Genomic DNA, 16,059 nt, shown 5'->3' on the forward strand with positions numbered 1-16,059 from the left:
ATATCCGATCATGCGTTGCCACTGGACATTCGCCGCGAGGAGTCGCGGCCATCCGATGCGACGGCCAGAAATTGAGGTCACCATGGCAACCACGCGAGACCAACGTCAGATCGTGGAAACTCCGACGGAGGCGCGCCAGGGCGAGCCTGGGCCGTCGGTGGCGGCGCTGCTCGCCATATCAACCGGGCTCGCGATCCTGATCCTCGCGGTCATCTGGTTCGTGTTCTTCCGGACCTGATCGGCAGATCGACCGGCGGTTTGCACCTTCCGACTCGCCGCGTAACGCGGCACATTGCGCCCGCCATGCCGTCGGTTCGTCCGGTGGCATGGCGGGCGCAGTGCGTTGACTGCGAACTGGTCGGATATGACCAAAAAGTAACGCGGCCGGTTCCCCGGTGTTCATATTCAGTTCACGCCGGAATTGCTCATCTGTGCAGGTGTTCATGCGGCCTAATTCTGGAGAGAAGCGTGCGCCTGCTCGTCGTTGAGGACGACCCCGATCTCAATCGCCAGCTTACCAAGGCGCTGACCGACGCCGGCTATGTCGTCGATCGCGCCTTCGACGGGGAGGAGGGGCATTTTCTCGGTGACAACGAGCCCTACGATGCCGTGGTGCTCGACATCGGCCTGCCGAAGAAGGACGGCATCTCGGTGCTGGAGGCCTGGCGGCGCAACGGCCGCACCATGCCGGTCCTGATCCTCACCGCGCGCGACCGCTGGAGCGACAAGGTCCAGGGCTTCGATGCCGGTGCCGACGACTATGTCGCAAAGCCGTTCCACCTGGAGGAGGTGCTGGCGCGGATCCGCGCGCTGCTGCGCCGCTCCACCGGCCACGCCCAGAGCGAGCTGACCTGCGGCCCCGTCACGCTCGACACCAGGACCGGCCGGGTCAGCGTGTCGGGTAATCCCATCAAGATGACGTCGCACGAATATCGGCTTCTGGCCTACTTGATGCACCATTCGGGGCGTGTCGTGTCCCGTACCGAGCTGGTCGAGCATCTCTACGACCAGGACTTCGACCGCGACTCCAACACGATCGAGGTCTTCGTCGGCCGCATCCGCAAGAAGCTCGACGTCGACATCATCCAGACTGTCCGTGGCCTCGGCTATCTCCTGACCCCGCCGGCCCCCGGCGCTTGAAGCGCGGTGTCTCGAACTATCTCGTCTAGACGTATCTTGGCTTGACGGGCGGCGCAGCAGGGGCCTTGTTCGGGTCATGAGTTCCGACGCCATGCCACCCCGCGCCTCCGGGATCATTCCGATGCCCGCCAGCTCGCTTGCGAACCGCCTGTTTCTGTCGGCGACCGCGTGGCTCGTCGTGATCCTGGCCATCACCGGCGTGGTGCTGTCGTCGGTCTACAAGAACGCCACCGAGCGCGCCTTCGACCGCCGGCTCAATCTCTATCTCCGCACGCTGATCGCCGAGGTCGCCACCCCCGACGAGCCGCCGGACCGCCAGTTCCAGTCGCTCGGCGAGCCCTTGTTCGAATTGCCGTTGTCCGGCTGGTACTGGCAGATCACGCGGACCGACACCGAAAAGCCGGAGGTGCGCTCCTCGCGCTCGCTCTGGGACAAGAAGCTGCCAAAGCTTGAAGAGCAGGGCACCGAGCTCACAGCCGCGGGCATCCGGATCGCTTATGTCGACGGTCCAGAGGGACAGAACCTGCGCATGGTGGAGCGGCCGGTCGATCTCGGCGCGGACGGCAAATTTCTCGTCAGTGTCGCCGGTGACGACACCGAGATTTTCGACGAGACGCGCAGTTTCGATTACTACCTCGGCGGCACCTTCACCGCGCTCGGTATCGTGTTGCTGCTGACCACCGTGTTTCAGGTCCGCTTCGGTCTCGCGCCGCTCAAGCGCATCTCCGAATCCATCGCCGACATCCGGTCCGGGCGGGCGGAGCGGCTCGAGGGCGAGTTCCCGGTCGAGATCGCACCGCTGGCGCGCGAGACCAACGCGCTGATCGACGCCAATCGCGAGATCGTGGAGCGCGCGCGCACCCATGTCGGCAATCTCGCCCACGCCATCAAGACGCCGCTCTCGGTCATCGTGAACGAGGCCGGCGCGCATGCCACCGATCCGTTCGCGGCCAAGGTGATGGAGCAGGCCGACGTGATGCGCGACCAGGTCGCCCATCATCTCGAGCGCGCGCGCATCGCGGCGCGGGTCTCGGTCGTTGCGACGGTGACGGAGGTGGCACCGGCCATCGAGGCACTGCGGCGGACCATGGAGAAGATCCACCGCGGCCGCGGCATCGTGGTCGAGGCCGAGGCCGATCCGTCGGCGAAATTTCGCGGCGAGCGGCAGGATCTGGAGGAGATGGTCGGCAACCTCGTCGACAACGCCTGCAAATGGGCGGCGTCGCGGGTCTTCATCGAAGTTCTGGCGGAAGCGCCGCAGCAGGCGAGCATCGGTCCGCGGCTGCATATCATCGTCGACGATGACGGCCGCGGCCTGTCGGAGGCCGAGCGCACCCAGGTCTCACGGCGCGGCCAGCGGCTCGACGAGTCCAAGCCCGGATCGGGCCTGGGACTGTCGATCGTGACCGAGCTCGCTGCGCTCTATGGCGGCAGCCTCTCCCTCGGCCGCGCACCGACGGGGGGCCTGCGGGCGGAGCTGGTCCTCCCCGGAATATAATCCCTTGTTCCGACGCGACTATTTGGCTTGCGGCACCCCGATCCGGACGAAACCAGGGGTATTCGGAGCGACTTCCTAAACGGCTTCTTAAGTGGCCCCACCTATGATCGAGGAGGACGGATCCCACGTCCGCCATTTACCGTTCATTACCCGGGCGCATGAGCCAGACATCGATCGAGCGGCTGAGGGACTATCTCGCGCAGCTCCCGCCGCAGGCGCAGGCGCTGCTGATGCGAGAGTTCGAGCGTGCGCTCGAGCGCGGCCAGGACACGGCCGTGGCAACCCTCGTGCTCGATCAGCTGCGCAAGATTGTCCGCAAGACGGAAGCCGACGAGGCCGCACCGCCGCGTACGGACGATCTGTCGCGGCTGCTGTTCCAGGTGCTGGAACCATTCCTCGTCGAAGCAGGCGCTCCGATCCGGGTCGGGCAGGTCCGCCGCTCCTCGCTGGCTCCGATCTGGCAATGGCTCGGCCGCGACGGTGCTCCGGACAAGCTGAAGGAACTCGAGGCGGCGCTGGCGCGCACGCCGGCCGACAGCGCAGGCCAGGTCGAAGCGCTGACCTCGAAGCTCCAGGCGGTCGCTGCGGATGCCATCTTCGAGCTGACGGGGCCGGGCGGGGGCGACAAGTCGCGTGCGCTCGCACGCGTTGGCCCGCCCAACGTGATCGAGGACTTCTATTCGAGCGGGGCGGTGCTCGCGGTCCGCGACGCCATTGCCACCTTGAACGAGAAGCTGCCGCGCTCTTTGCGCGCCTTCGGCGATGCCCAGATCGCATCGGTGACTGCAGCGCTCAACATTCCCGTCCTCCAGACCCCGCAGATGCTGCCCTTCGCGCTCTCCATCGTCGTGCAGCGGATGACCGCGCCGTGGCAGATCATCCGCCTCGCCATCAAGATTGCCGCATCCGACGACGAGATCCGTGTTGCGGCAACGCCCTATGGCGTCGCCGTCACGATCGCGCTGCATGATCTGTCCTGCGTGGCGGCCATCCTGCGCATGGACATCAAGCGCGGCCATTTCGACAATGTCGCCGCCAATCTCAAGACGCTGCACGACGGCGTGCGAGGCCTGCGTACCGAGCTCGACCTGCGCAACGATTCCGCCTGGGGCAAGCAGTTGACCTCGATCCGGGCCGACATCTCTAACGCGCTGCAATCCGAGATCGACAGTGTTCCCGGCCGCGTCCGCCGCATCCTGCGCCAGCGCGCCGAGAAGGACATTCCGCCGGGCGCGCGGATCGACAGCACCGAGGTCGAGGAAACCGTCGCGCTGATCGATTTCGTCGCCACCTGCCGCAATTATGCGAGCGAGCTTGCGATCAACGAGGTGACACTGCGCACCTATTCCGACCTCCAGCAATATGTCGAGCGTTCGACTGAGCAGCTGGTGCAGTCGCTGCGCGGCGCCGATCACAAGGTCCGCACCTATCGGCAGCAGCAGGTGCAGGCCGCGATCCGCTTCTGCCAGGTGCTGTTCGGCGATGATTATGCCTCGCTGATGAGCCGCGCCGCGGAGAACGCGGCCACGGGCGAGCGCAAATCGTCGCGCGCTAGCTGATCCAGGCGCATATTTCAGTAGTCACAATTTCAGGTTGACGGTGTCGGTGGCTGGCCCTACGGTCGCCGTGCAGGTTTTTTATATTTCTATCTGTGGGCGCATGAAATCCGTTATCAGTTCCATCGAAATCGAGAATCGCGTCGTTGTTGCCAAATATCAAAGGCTGATGGTCGGCGCGAAGGTGGTGCTGGTCGAGAAGGCAAGCGGTCGGCAGCTTCCTGAGACCGTCACCAGGGTTGCATCACCCGTTCCCGTCGGGGCGTTGCGCATCAGATTGCCCGACGCTATCGAGCCGGGAACATATTTCCTGAAGGCCTTCAACGGGCATGGCGAGGACGCCGCTCAAAGCGCGGACTTCGAGATCGGCTAAGCCGTTGGATTTTCACCATTTCGGGACTGTGCGCGGTCGCGCCGAATTGACAATTGTCAATTGCCGCATCGTCCGGCCGTGGTGTAAAGCGACCTGTGGGCGCGGCTTGCGCGCTGCCGGAAGCTTGCCAGATGATGCTATGGTTCGTGTTCGCGCTGATGACGGTCGCGGCGATCTTCGCCGTGCTTTTGCCGCTCGGCCGTAGCGGACGCGCGCAAAATCAGGGCAGCGAGGTCGCGGTCTACAAGGACCAACTCGCCGAGATCGAGCGTGATCTTGCCGCAGGGCTGATCGCCGCGCCCGAAGCCGAGGCCGCGCGCGTCGAGGTCAGCCGCAGGCTGCTTGCCGCGGCCGGCAGCGAGCCCGCAACGGCACCGAAATCCAGCCTCAAATGGCGCCGCGCGGCGGCCGTGCTGGCGCTTGCCGGCCTGCCGCTGGTTGCGATTGGTGTCTATGTGCCGCTCGGCTCGCCCAGGCTTCAGGACTTTCCACTGGCGCAGCGGGAGCGCGGATCCGGGTCCGGCATGGCGCAGTCGCTCGAGAATCTGGTCGTACAGGTCGAGCAACATCTGGAAAAGAATCCGACCGACGGGCGCGGCTGGAACGTGATCGCGCCCGTGCTGGAACGGCTCGGTCGCTTCGACGACGCCGTGCGCGCCTATCGCAACTCGCTCACCTACAATGGCGAGAGCGCGGAGCGCCGGTCCGATCTCGGCGAAGCGATCTCGGCCGCCGCCGGCGGCGTCGTGACCGCCGAAGCCAAGACCGAGTTCGAGCGCGCGCGCGCGCTCAGCGCCGACGACCCCAAGGCGAACTATTTTCTCGGTCTCGCCGCCGAGCAGGACGGCCGCAAGGCCGATGCCGCCAATATCTGGCGCGCGCTGCTGGCGAAAGCGCCGGCGGATGCGCCGTGGCGACCTCTGGTGCAGACCTCGCTCGCGCGGGTCGGTGGCGGTGGCGCGACGATGCCGGCGCTGTCGGATGAGACCCTCGCAGCTTCCAAGGACATGAAAGAGGTCGATCGCAACGCGATGGTTCGCGGCATGGTCGAACGGCTCGCCACGCGCCTCAAGCAGAACGGCGACGACGTCGAGGGTTGGCTGCGCCTGGTGCGCGCCTATCTCGTCATGGGTGATCGCGACAAGGCGGTGGGGGCATCGACCGATGCCCGCCAGGCGGTTGCCAACGATGCAGCACGGTTGCGCCAGCTTGATGAAGGCCTCAAGACACTCGGGCTCGACGGATGATGATGTCAGGACGAGACGGGCAGGGAATGGATACGCCATGACGCGCAAGCAGCGACGTATGACCATCATCGGCGGCTCGCTTGCCGTGCTCGCCCTCGCGGCCGCGCTGGTGCTCAACGCTCTGCGCGATTCCATCGTGTTCTTCTCGACGCCGACCATGGTCGCCGAGAAGCACGTTGCGCCCGGCAAGCGGTTTCGCCTCGGCGGCCTGGTGCAGCCCGGCTCGCTCCAGCGCGGCGACAATCTCGCTGTGACCTTCGAGGTCGCCGACGGCGGCGCAAAGCTTCCGGTCGCCTTCAAGGGCATTTTGCCCGATCTGTTCCGCGAAGGGCAGGGCGTCGTCGCCGAAGGCGCGCTCGATGCTGACGGCGTGTTCAAGGCCGACACCGTGCTCGCCAAGCACGACGAGACCTACATGCCAAAGGACGTCGCCGATGCCCTGAAGAAGCAGGGGCACTGGAAGGATGATTACGGCGCCAAAGCTTCCGACGGCGTCAAGCCCGCGGCCACGACCGCGCAGGGCAATCCGCAGGGAGCAGTTCGGTGATCGCGGAGTCAGGACATTACGCGCTGGTGCTGGCGCTCGGACTGGCACTGATCCAGTCCATCGTGCCCCTGATCGGCGCGCGGCTGCGCGATGACGCGCTGATGAATGTGGCGCGCTCCACTGCGCTGGCGCAGCTTCTGTTCGTCGGTGCGTCGTTCATCGCGCTTGTGATGCTGCACGTGGAGTCGGACTTCTCCGTCGTCAACGTCTACGAGAATTCCCACTCCATGAAGCCGCTGCTCTACAAGATCACTGGCGTGTGGGGAAACCATGAAGGCTCGATGCTCTTGTGGGTGTCGATCCTCGCGCTGTTCGGCGGATTGGTCGCGGCCTTCGGCAACAATCTGCCGCTGTCGCTGCGCGCGCACGTGCTGGCCGTACAGGCGTGGATCGCCAGCGCCTTCTATCTCTTCATCCTGGTGACCTCCAACCCGTTCCTGCGCATCACCAACCCGCCGATCGAGGGACGCGATCTCAATCCGGTGCTTCAGGACATCGGTCTCGCCGTGCATCCGCCGATGCTCTATCTCGGCTATGTCGGCTTCTCAATTTCGTTTTCCTTCGCGATCGCGGCGTTGCTGGAGGGGCGGATCGATGCCGCCTGGGCGCGTTGGGTGCGGCCGTGGACGCTGGTCGCCTGGATCTTCCTGACGCTCGGTATCGCCATGGGCTCGTACTGGGCCTATTACGAACTGGGTTGGGGCGGCTGGTGGTTCTGGGACCCGGTCGAGAACGCCTCGCTGATGCCTTGGCTTGCCGGCACCGCGCTGCTTCATTCGGCTCTGGTGATGGAGAAGCGCAACGCGCTGAAGGTCTGGACCATCCTCTTGTCGATCTTGACCTTCTCGCTATCGCTGCTTGGGACCTTCCTGGTGCGCTCGGGGGTCATCACCTCGGTGCATGCCTTCGCGACCGATCCAACCCGCGGGGTGTTCATTCTCCTGATTCTCTGCCTGTTCATCGGGGGCAGCCTGTCGCTGTTCGCGGGGCGCGCGACGTCGTTGAAGCAGGGCGGCCTGTTTGCACCGATCTCGCGCGAGGGTGCGCTGGTGCTGAACAATCTGCTGCTCACTGTGGCCTGCGCGGTGGTGCTGTTCGGCACGCTCTATCCGCTGGCGATGGAGATGCTCGCCGATTTCAAGATGTCGGTCGGCGCGCCGTTCTACAATCTCACCTTCGCTCCGCTGTTCACGCTATTGCTGCTCGCCGTGCCGTTCGGGCCGATGCTGGCGTGGAAACGCGGCGATCTGCTAGGCGTCACCCAACGCCTGCTGGCGGCCGGCGTTGCCGGGCTTATCGCCGTCGCGATGGTCTGGGGCTGGGTGCGCGGCGGCAGCGCGCTCGCGCCATTGGCAATCGGACTTGGCGTCTTCGTCATTGCCGGCGCCGTCACGGATCTGGCCGAACGAACCGGCTTGTTCCGGCTGCCGTTCGCGACGACGCTGCATCGTGCCCGCGGTCTGCCGCGCTCGGCCTGGGGCTCGGTATTTGCGCATGCCGGCCTCGGCGTTGCGCTGATCGGAATCGTCTGCGAGACCACCTGGAACAGCGAATATATCGCGACGATGAAGCAGAACGACGTCGCCCATGTCGCCGGCTATGACGTCAAGCTGGACGGCCTGTTTCAGCGCCAGGGACCGAACTTCCACGAGATGATCGCCGAATTCAACGTCAGCCACGACGGCGAGATGCTCAGCGTGATGACGCCGTCCAAGCGCAGCTTCACCACCCGCGGCTCCTCGACCACCGAGGCCGCGCTGCTGACGCGCGGCGCCAGCCAGCTCTACATCTCGCTCGGCGACGCCACTGCCGAAGGCGCCATTGCCGTGCGCATCTATCACAAGCCGCTGGTGCTGCTGATCTGGTGGGGACCGGTGCTGATGGCGTTCGGCGGCGTGCTATCGCTGTCGGACCGGCGCCTGCGAGTCGGCGCGCCGAAACCGGCGCGTGCCAAGCAGCGCCTGCAGCCGGCGGAGTGATCTGATGCGCCGAATGATGGTCGCGTTCATCGCGCTGATGCTGCTGGCCTTGCCTGCGGCGCATGCCGTGCAGCCGGACGAGATCATGTCGGATCCGGTGAAGGAGTCGCGTGCACGCGATCTGTCGCGTGAGCTGCGCTGCATGGTCTGCCAGAACCAGTCGATCGACGATTCCGATGCGCCGCTGGCGCGCGATTTGCGGCTCCTGGTGCGCGAGCGTATCGCGGCCGGCGACAGCAATTCGCAAGTGCTCGATTTCCTGGTCGCGCGCTACGGCGAGTTCGTGCTGCTCAAGCCGCGCTTCGAGCGCCAGAACATGCTGCTGTGGCTGCTCGCGCCGTTGCTGCTGATTGGCGGCAGCCTGGCGCTATGGCTGCAAATCCGCCGGCGCGCGCGAAATGGTGCAGACCTACCGGCTCCGCCGCTCACGCCCGACGAGGAAGCGCGGCTCGCCGCATTGATGGCGGATGAAGCCAAATCCAGCTAGCTACGTTGCTGCGCGCATCAAGCCGGCACTGCGCGGGGGTTCCTGGAACTTGGTTAAGTTCCTGCAGGTTCACTAGTTTTGGCCGCGATAAACTGCCGCATCCGCATGTCCGGTTCATTACAAAAGTTTAACCCCGCCGCCAGCGCACGGTAAGGCGACAGCCCCCATCTTCAGGTCCGTAAGGTGCCGCCGTCAGGCGCCAAATGGATTTCAAGGCCCTGGAGATCTCTGCATGACCGACCGTTCCGACCTCTCGAACCTTCCGTCCTACCGGCAGCCCCGCCGGCCCGTTTTCTCGGCCCGCAAGATCGCGCTGATGGCCTCGGTCGTCGCCGGCCTCGGCGCCGCCGTCTACGGCTTCGGCACGTCAACCTCGCCCGCCGACCTGTTCTCGACCCCGGCGCTTGCGCAGGTCAACAACGAGGTCCGCAAGGTCGAACGCCCGATCGGTTTCGCCGACATTGTCGAGCGCGTGAAGCCGTCGGTGATCTCGGTGAAGGTCAACATGAAGGAGAAGACCGCGAGCAACGACGACGGCGATGATTCCTCCTCGCCGTTCCAGCCGGGCTCGCCGATGGAGCGGTTCTTCCGCCGCTTCGGCGGTCCGGATGGCGTCCCGGGCCTGAAGGGTGGTGGCGGTCGTGGCCGCGTCGTGCAGGGCCAGGGCTCCGGCTTCTTCATCTCGGCTGATGGCTTTGCCGTGACCAACAACCACGTGGTCGACGGCGCCGACAAGGTCGAGGTCACCACCGACGACGGCAAGACCTACACCGCCAAGGTGATCGGTACCGACCAGCGCACCGACCTTGCCTTGATCAAGGTCGAGGGCAGCTCGAACTTCCCGTTCGCGAAGCTTGCCGACGGCAAGCCGCGGATCGGCGACTGGGTGCTCGCGGTGGGCAACCCGTTCGGCCTCGGCGGCACCGTGACTGCCGGCATCGTTTCGGCCAGCGGCCGCGACATCGGCAACGGCCCCTACGACGATTTCATCCAGATCGACGCCCCCGTGAACAAGGGCAATTCCGGCGGTCCCGCGTTCGACACCAATGGTGAGGTGATGGGCGTCAACACCGCGATCTACTCGCCTTCCGGCGGCAGCGTCGGCATCGCGTTCTCGATCCCCGCCAGCACCGTGAAGAGCGTGGTGGCGCAGCTCAAGGACAAGGGCTCGGTCAGCCGCGGCTGGATCGGCGTGCAGATCCAGCCGGTGACACCCGACATCGCAGACAGCCTCGGCATGAAGAAGGCCGAAGGTGCGCTGGTTGCGGAGCCGCAGGCGAATGGTCCGGCGGCCAAGGCCGGCATCGAGTCCGGTGACGTGATCACGTCGGTCAACGGCGAATCGGTCAAGGACGCGCGCGAGCTCGCCCGCACCATTGGCGGCCTGGCGCCCGGCGCGACCGTGAAGCTCAACGTGCTGCACAAGGGCCAGGACAAGGTGGTGAACCTCACCCTCGGCCAGCTGCCGAACACGATCGAAGCAAAGGCCGACATCGACAAGGACAGCGGCAAGGGCGCGAGCCGCGGCACCGACGTGCCCAAGCTCGGCATGACCGTCGCGCCCGCCGATTCCGTGGCCGGCGCCGGCAAGGAAGGCGTCGTGGTCACCGAAGTCGATCCGAAGAGCGCCGCAGCCGAACGCGGCTTCAAGGAAGGTGACGTGATTCTCGAAGTCGGCGGCAAGAGCGTGAGCACCGCCGGCGAAGTTCGCGACGCCATCAACACGGCGCGGACTGACAACAAGAACAGCGTCCTGATGCGGGTGAAGAGCGGAGGTCAGTCGCGCTTCGTCGCCGTGCCCATCGCGAAGGGCTAACCAAGGGCTCGGCCTCAGGAGGCCTCCGAGATGAAGGGTGTCGCCGGCATCAGTCGCCCCCGCCGACGGCGCCCTTCGGGGGAGCAGCGCAACGTTTGCTTCCCCTATCTACCTTCCGGTGGAATACGCCCCCCTCCGTCGGAAGGCCTAGGGCGGTGAAGTCCCCCCAGCTTCACCGCCCGCCTTTTTCTCGATGCCAGAGTCTCTCACTCGGCTTGCATGCGATTGCCGCTCGCGCCATGTTTAGAGAAGGTTCACTCCCTTGACCGTTGCCGAACGCACGATGCGCCTCCTCATCATCGAAGACGACCGCGAATCCGCCGACTACCTCGTGAAGGCTTTTCGTGAGGTCGGGCACATTGCCGACCACGCCGCCGACGGCGAGGAAGGCCTTGCCATGGCCGAGAACGGCGATTACGACGTGCTGGTGGTCGACCGCATGCTGCCCAAGCGCGACGGCCTGTCGGTGATCGGCGCGCTCCGCGACAAGGACGATTCGACGCCAGTGCTGATTCTCTCGGCGCTCGGCCAGGTCGACGACCGCATCAAGGGCCTGCGCGCTGGCGGCGACGATTATCTGCCGAAACCCTATTCCTTCGCCGAGCTGTTGGCCCGGGTCGAGGTGCTGTCGCGCCGCCGCGGCGGTCCGGCCGAGGACACGCTGTACCGCGTCGGCGATCTCGAGCTCGACCGGCTCTCCCATCGCGTCGCGCGCGGCAAGGACGAGCTGACGCTCCAGCCGCGCGAATTCCGCCTGCTCGAATACCTCATGAAGCATGCGGGCCAGGTGGTGACCCGCACCATGCTGCTGGAGAACGTCTGGGACTATCATTTCGATCCGCAGACCAACGTCATCGACGTGCACATTTCGCGGCTGCGCTCCAAGATCGACAAGGGTTTTGAGCGGCCGCTGCTGCACACGATCCGCGGCGCGGGATACATGATCCGTGACGGCATTCGGTAAACTCGTCCGCACCACGGCATTCCGGCTGACGCTGGTCTATTTGCTGTTGTTCGCGATGTTCGCGGCCTCGCTGCTGGCCTATTTCGCCTGGAATACGCGGCGGCTGATCACCGAGGAGATCACGCAGACGGTCAATGCCGAGACCTCGGAGATCAGCGAGATCTACGGCCGCCGCGGCTTGCGCGCTCTCGTGCTCGCGATCGAGTACCGGGCGCTGCGTCCGGGTGCCAACCTCTATCTCGTGACGACGCCGACCGGGCAGGCGATCGCCGGCAATGTCGGCTCGCTGGCGCCCGGCGTGATGGCGAAGCGCGGCTGGTCCGAGACCGCCTACCGGCGTATCGAGGACACCGACGATCGCGACCACCTTGCGCTCGTCCGCGTCACCGAACTGGAAAACGGCTTCCGGCTTCTGATCGGACGCGATCTGGCCGAGCGGCGACGGCTGTTCGGCATCGTGGCGAAGGCCGCGCAATGGTCGATCCTGATCGTCGTTGTGCTCGGCCTGGGCGGCGGCATCTTTGTGGCGCGCAGGGTTTTGAGGCGCATTGATGCGATGAGCGGCACCGCCCATCGGATCATGACCGGCGATCTCAGCGAACGCCTGCCGGTAGGGCGCAGTGGCGACGAGCTCGACCGCCTCGCCGAAAATCTCAACGCCATGCTGGAGCGGATCGAGGCGCTGATGGCGGGGCTGAAGGAGGTCTCCGACAACATCGCCCACGATCTCAAGACGCCGCTGACGCGACTTCGCAACCGCGCCGAGGAGGCGCTGGCGAAATCCGGCGGCGAGGCCGATTACCGCGCCGCGCTGGAACGGACCATCGAGGAATCCGACGGGCTGATCCGTACCTTCAACGCGCTTCTGATGATCGCGCGCGCCGAGTCCGGGCAGGCGCGCGGCAACATGGATGATTTCGACGCGGCCGATGTCGCCAACGGCATTCACGAACTCTACGAGCCGCTGGCCGAAGACGACGGCATGACTTTGAAGGTCAGGTGCGAGCCGACCCCGGTTCACGCCAACCGCGAATTGATCAGCCAGGCCCTCGCCAATCTTGTCGAGAATGCGATCAAATACGGCAAGCCGGTCGCGCAATCCGCGGGAACCGTGGTCAGCATGGAGGGCAGGCAGATCACGATCGAATCGAGGCGCGAGGGCGATCAGGTGCTGCTCAGCGTCACCGATCGCGGTCCCGGAATCCCCGAAGGCGACCGCAAGCATGTGGTGGAACGATTCGTGCGGCTGGAAGCGAGCCGCACGCTGCCTGGATCCGGCCTCGGTCTCAGTCTCGCCTCCGCGGTCGCGACATTGCATGGCGGTGAGTTAAGGTTGGGTGACGCCCAGCCCGGTCTTGTCGCCACGCTGGTGCTGCCGGCGCGCGCGGGCGACAGGGTTGCTCCGCCAATGCCGGATGTGCCACAGAAGGTGGCATGAACCACTCCGCGCCGGGAAACGCGGACAAGCATGGTGAGAGACTTGCCGCACGCTTCGCGGAGGCTCCCCATATTGCCGCTTCCGTCACCGACCAAGGACGTTTTGAAAGCTGGCTGGCCGAGCTCGAGCCAGCGCAATTCACCCGTCTTGAAACGCTGCTGGCTCACCGCTTCGCGCGGGACATCCTGGCCGGCATCGCGGAATTCTCGCCTTATCTGTTTGAGCTGCTGCGCGCTGATCCGCAGCGCCTGATCCGGCTGCTGGAATGCGATCCGGATGCGCATCTCGCCACGCTGATCGCGGAGGCGAACGGCGCCGTGCTCGCGGCATCCGATGAAGCCGAGGTGATGCGGCTGCTTCGCCGCATGAAGGCGGAGGCCGCGCTCCTGATCGCACTGTGCGACATCGGCGGGGTCTGGCCGGTGATGCGGGTGACCGCAGCGCTCACCGATCTCGCGGTGGCCTCGGTGCGGGCGGCGCTTCAATACCTCCTGCGGCAGGAAGCCGCGCGCGGCAAGCTCTCGCCGCCCAATCCCGAGGCGCCGGAGGAGGGCTGCGGGCTGATCGTGCTTGCGATGGGCAAGATGGGCGCAGGCGAGCTGAACTATTCCAGCGACATCGATCTCATCGTGTTCTTCGATCCCGACAATACGACGCTTGCCGCGGATATCGAACCCCAGCCGTTCTTCGTGAGGGTGACGCAGGGGATGGCACGCATTCTCCAGCAGCGCACTTATGACGGCTACGTCTTCCGCGTCGATCTGCGCCTGCGTCCCGATCCATCCTCGACGCAGGTGGCGATTTCGCGCGATGCCGCGCTGAACTATTATGAGCGGGAAGGGCGTACCTGGGAGCGCGCCGCGATGATCAAGGCGCGAGTCTGCGCCGGCGATCCCAGGGCGGGCGCGGCGCTACTCGCGGAGATCGCGCCCTTCGTCTGGCGCAAGCATCTCGACTTTGCCGCGCTTGCCGACGTTCACGACATGAAGCGGCAGATGCAGACCTATCGCGGCCAGAGCGAGGTTGCGGTCGAAGGGCATAACGTGAAGGTCGGGCGCGGCGGAATCCGCGAGATCGAGTTCTTCGCCCAGACCCAGCAATTGATCGCCGGGGGGCGACATCCCGAACTGCGTGTGCGGCCGACGCTCGCCGCGCTCGGCGTGCTTGCTTCCAGCAACTGGATCACGGTTTCGGCGCGTGACGAGCTGACCACGGCCTACCAATTCCTGCGCCGGGTCGAGCATCGCCTCCAGATGATCGCAGACGAGCAGACCCACACGCTGCCCGAGGACAAGGAGGCGGTCGAGCGTTTCGCCTGGTTCTTCGGCTATCCGGATCGCGAGGCCTTTGCCCGCGACCTTCTGCGGCAGCTCGAGATCGTCCAGGGCCACTACGAAAAACTGTTCGAAGGCGACGATCCGACCGGCACGGCCAAGCTGCCGGCGCTCGACTACAGTGCGGGTCCCGACGATCCGCGGCTGCTTCAGTATCTGGCCACGCTCGGCTTCAAGAAGCCTGCCGCCGTCGCGCAGACCGTGCGTGACTGGATCACCGGCGAGTACCGCGTGTTCCGCGTCGAAGCGACGCGCAACGCATTCGTCGAATTCGTGCCGGCTCTCATCGACGGTCTCGCTCATGCCGAGGAGCCGGATCGGGCCGTCGTGGCGTTCGACCATTTCCTTGGAGCGCTTCAGCGCGGCGGCCGGCTGATCACGCTGCTCGGGCAGAACCGCGATCTCGTCGCACTGGTCGCCCTGGTGCTGGGCGCGGCGCCCCGACTCGGCGAGATGCTGGCGCGGCAGCCGCAGCTCATGGACGGCCTGATCGATCCGCGCTTCTTCGGTGCCATGCCCGACAGGCAGGAATTGTCGGGGCGGCTTGCGAGCACGGTGCAGGATGCCGGCTCTTACGAAGAGTTCCTCGACCGCCTGCGCCTGTTCGGGCAGGAGAGCCTGTTCCTGATCGGCACGCGCATTCTCTCGGGCACGGTCTCGGCGCAGCAAGCGAGCACGGCCTTTGCTGACGTCGCCGAGGGCATCGTCCATACCGTGCATGGCCTCGTCGCCGACCGCTTCGCCGCCCAGCATGGCCGGATCAAGGGGCAGGAGACCGCGATCATCGCGATGGGCCGGCTCGGCAGCCGCGAGATGACCGCGTCGTCCGATCTCGACCTGATCCTGCTTTACGATTTCGACGGCGACAGTCCGGACTCCGACGGTGCGAAGTCGCTGCAAGGTGCACATTACTTCGCGCGTTTCACCCAACGCCTGATCAGCGCGTTCACGACGCGCACCAATTACGGAGTGCTCTACGAGATCGACATGCGGCTGCGCCCCTCGGGGCGTGCCGGCCCTGTGGCCTCGAGCCTCGTCTCGTTCGCGGACTACCAGGCCAACGAGGCCTGGACCTGGGAGCACATGGCGCTGACGCGCGCGCGCGTCGTGTCCGCTTCGCCCGAATTCCGGGAACGGATCGAGCGCGTCATCCGCGATGTCCTGACCCGCCGCCGCGATCCCGGAATCATCGCCAACGATGTTGCCGACATGCGGCGCGCGATCGCCCAGGAGAAGGGCGAGGCCGATTGCTGGGATCTCAAATATGCCGCCGGCGGCATGGTCGACATCGATTTCATCGCGCAATATCTCCAGCTCGTGCATGCGCACGAGAAGCCGGAGATTCTCGACGCCGGCACCATGCAGGTGCTGGAAAATGCATGCAGGCTGGGCGTGCTGGCGCAATCGGAGACCGAGATATTGCGGGCCGCGGCGCGGCTGTATCACGACCTGACGCAGATCCTGCGGCTCTGCGTCAGCGACCGGTTCAAGCCGGAGACCGCCGGCACCGACCTTCTGCGCGTGATGGCACGCGCCGGCGATGCGCCGCATTTCTCCTCGCTGGAGGCGCGCGTGAAGGAGACGCAGAGCGAGGTGCGCCGTGTCTTCAGGGCGCTGCTGGAAGGGACGTCGTCGTCGGCTTCAGCGAGGTGAGCGCCTCCCGCACGTTCGGCTCCAAGC

At 65.7% G+C, this 16,059-nt stretch carries 13 protein-coding genes; all 13 read left to right on the plus strand.

The window, feature by feature from the left end:
• Window positions 1-82 precede the first annotated feature (82 nt).
• The 13 genes from IVB19_RS12340 to IVB19_RS12400 all read left to right on the plus strand — a co-directional run bounded on the left by IVB19_RS12340 (window position 83) and on the right by IVB19_RS12400 (window position 16,032).
• A complete protein-coding gene (locus tag IVB19_RS12340) occupies window positions 83-238 on the plus strand; it encodes a hypothetical protein (protein ID WP_007593402.1) in 156 nt (51 codons plus the stop codon).
• A gap of 230 nt (window positions 239-468) precedes the next feature.
• Window positions 469-1,140 (plus strand): response regulator transcription factor, encoded by a 672-nt coding sequence (locus IVB19_RS12345; protein ID WP_018458554.1) that lies wholly within the window; start codon window positions 469-471, stop codon window positions 1,138-1,140.
• A 121-nt stretch (window positions 1,141-1,261) separates the two neighbouring features.
• Window positions 1,262-2,638 (plus strand): ATP-binding protein, encoded by a 1,377-nt coding sequence (locus IVB19_RS12350; RefSeq protein WP_018458555.1) that lies wholly within the window; start codon window positions 1,262-1,264, stop codon window positions 2,636-2,638.
• A gap of 158 nt (window positions 2,639-2,796) precedes the next feature.
• Entirely contained in the window at window positions 2,797-4,197 is a 1,401-nt protein-coding gene (locus tag IVB19_RS12355; protein WP_018458556.1) for a hypothetical protein, read from the plus strand.
• A 100-nt stretch (window positions 4,198-4,297) separates the two neighbouring features.
• Entirely contained in the window at window positions 4,298-4,567 is a 270-nt protein-coding gene (locus tag IVB19_RS12360; protein ID WP_007593394.1) for a hypothetical protein, read from the plus strand.
• A 131-nt stretch (window positions 4,568-4,698) separates the two neighbouring features.
• Window positions 4,699-5,814, plus strand: coding sequence for a c-type cytochrome biogenesis protein CcmI (gene ccmI, locus IVB19_RS12365; RefSeq protein ID WP_026233608.1), 1,116 nt, complete (start codon window positions 4,699-4,701; stop codon window positions 5,812-5,814).
• A 37-nt stretch (window positions 5,815-5,851) separates the two neighbouring features.
• The gene (ccmE, locus tag IVB19_RS12370; RefSeq protein WP_026233609.1) at window positions 5,852-6,361 is read left to right on the plus strand and encodes a cytochrome c maturation protein CcmE; all 510 of its coding nucleotides are present in this window, start codon (window positions 5,852-5,854) and stop codon (window positions 6,359-6,361) included.
• Window positions 6,358-8,340 (plus strand): heme lyase CcmF/NrfE family subunit, encoded by a 1,983-nt coding sequence (locus tag IVB19_RS12375; protein WP_018458559.1) that lies wholly within the window; start codon window positions 6,358-6,360, stop codon window positions 8,338-8,340. The genes ccmE and IVB19_RS12375 overlap by 4 nt, the downstream gene beginning before the upstream one ends.
• Before the next feature lie 4 nt (window positions 8,341-8,344).
• A complete protein-coding gene (locus IVB19_RS12380) occupies window positions 8,345-8,827 on the plus strand; it encodes a cytochrome c-type biogenesis protein (RefSeq protein WP_026233610.1) in 483 nt (160 codons plus the stop codon).
• A gap of 232 nt (window positions 8,828-9,059) precedes the next feature.
• Window positions 9,060-10,643 carry a Do family serine endopeptidase gene (locus IVB19_RS12385; RefSeq protein ID WP_018458561.1) on the plus strand — a complete coding sequence of 528 codons (1,584 nt, stop codon included), beginning with the start codon at window positions 9,060-9,062 and terminating at the stop codon, window positions 10,641-10,643.
• 283 nt (window positions 10,644-10,926) lie between these two features.
• Window positions 10,927-11,607 carry a response regulator transcription factor gene (locus IVB19_RS12390; RefSeq protein ID WP_035969420.1) on the plus strand — a complete coding sequence of 227 codons (681 nt, stop codon included), beginning with the start codon at window positions 10,927-10,929 and terminating at the stop codon, window positions 11,605-11,607.
• Entirely contained in the window at window positions 11,591-13,045 is a 1,455-nt protein-coding gene (locus IVB19_RS12395) for a sensor histidine kinase (RefSeq protein WP_018458562.1), read from the plus strand. The genes IVB19_RS12390 and IVB19_RS12395 overlap by 17 nt, the downstream gene beginning before the upstream one ends.
• Entirely contained in the window at window positions 13,042-16,032 is a 2,991-nt protein-coding gene (locus tag IVB19_RS12400; protein ID WP_247300167.1) for a bifunctional [glutamine synthetase] adenylyltransferase/[glutamine synthetase]-adenylyl-L-tyrosine phosphorylase, read from the plus strand. Before IVB19_RS12395 ends, IVB19_RS12400 begins: the two co-directional genes overlap by 4 nt.
• Window positions 16,033-16,059 lie beyond the last annotated feature (27 nt).

Source organism: Bradyrhizobium sp. 187, assembly GCF_023101005.1.
In the GTDB taxonomy this organism is placed as follows: domain Bacteria; phylum Pseudomonadota; class Alphaproteobacteria; order Rhizobiales; family Xanthobacteraceae; genus Bradyrhizobium; species Bradyrhizobium canariense_D.

Excerpts from the sequence above, each read along its gene's own strand:
- IVB19_RS12400 (WP_247300167.1), top strand. The coding sequence starts at position 13,042 with ATGAACCACTCCGCGCCGGGAAACGCGGACAAGCATGGTGAGAGACTT.
- IVB19_RS12350 (WP_018458555.1), top strand. The coding sequence starts at position 1,262 with ATGCCCGCCAGCTCGCTTGCGAACCGCCTGTTTCTGTCGGCGACCGCG.
- ccmI (WP_026233608.1), top strand. The coding sequence starts at position 4,699 with ATGATGCTATGGTTCGTGTTCGCGCTGATGACGGTCGCGGCGATCTTC.
- IVB19_RS12385 (WP_018458561.1), top strand. The coding sequence starts at position 9,060 with ATGACCGACCGTTCCGACCTCTCGAACCTTCCGTCCTACCGGCAGCCC.
- IVB19_RS12360 (WP_007593394.1), top strand. The coding sequence starts at position 4,298 with ATGAAATCCGTTATCAGTTCCATCGAAATCGAGAATCGCGTCGTTGTT.
- IVB19_RS12380 (WP_026233610.1), top strand. The coding sequence starts at position 8,345 with ATGCGCCGAATGATGGTCGCGTTCATCGCGCTGATGCTGCTGGCCTTG.
- IVB19_RS12340 (WP_007593402.1), top strand. The coding sequence starts at position 83 with ATGGCAACCACGCGAGACCAACGTCAGATCGTGGAAACTCCGACGGAG.
- ccmE (WP_026233609.1), top strand. The coding sequence starts at position 5,852 with ATGACGCGCAAGCAGCGACGTATGACCATCATCGGCGGCTCGCTTGCC.
- IVB19_RS12390 (WP_035969420.1), top strand. The coding sequence starts at position 10,927 with ATGCGCCTCCTCATCATCGAAGACGACCGCGAATCCGCCGACTACCTC.
- IVB19_RS12355 (WP_018458556.1), top strand. The coding sequence starts at position 2,797 with ATGAGCCAGACATCGATCGAGCGGCTGAGGGACTATCTCGCGCAGCTC.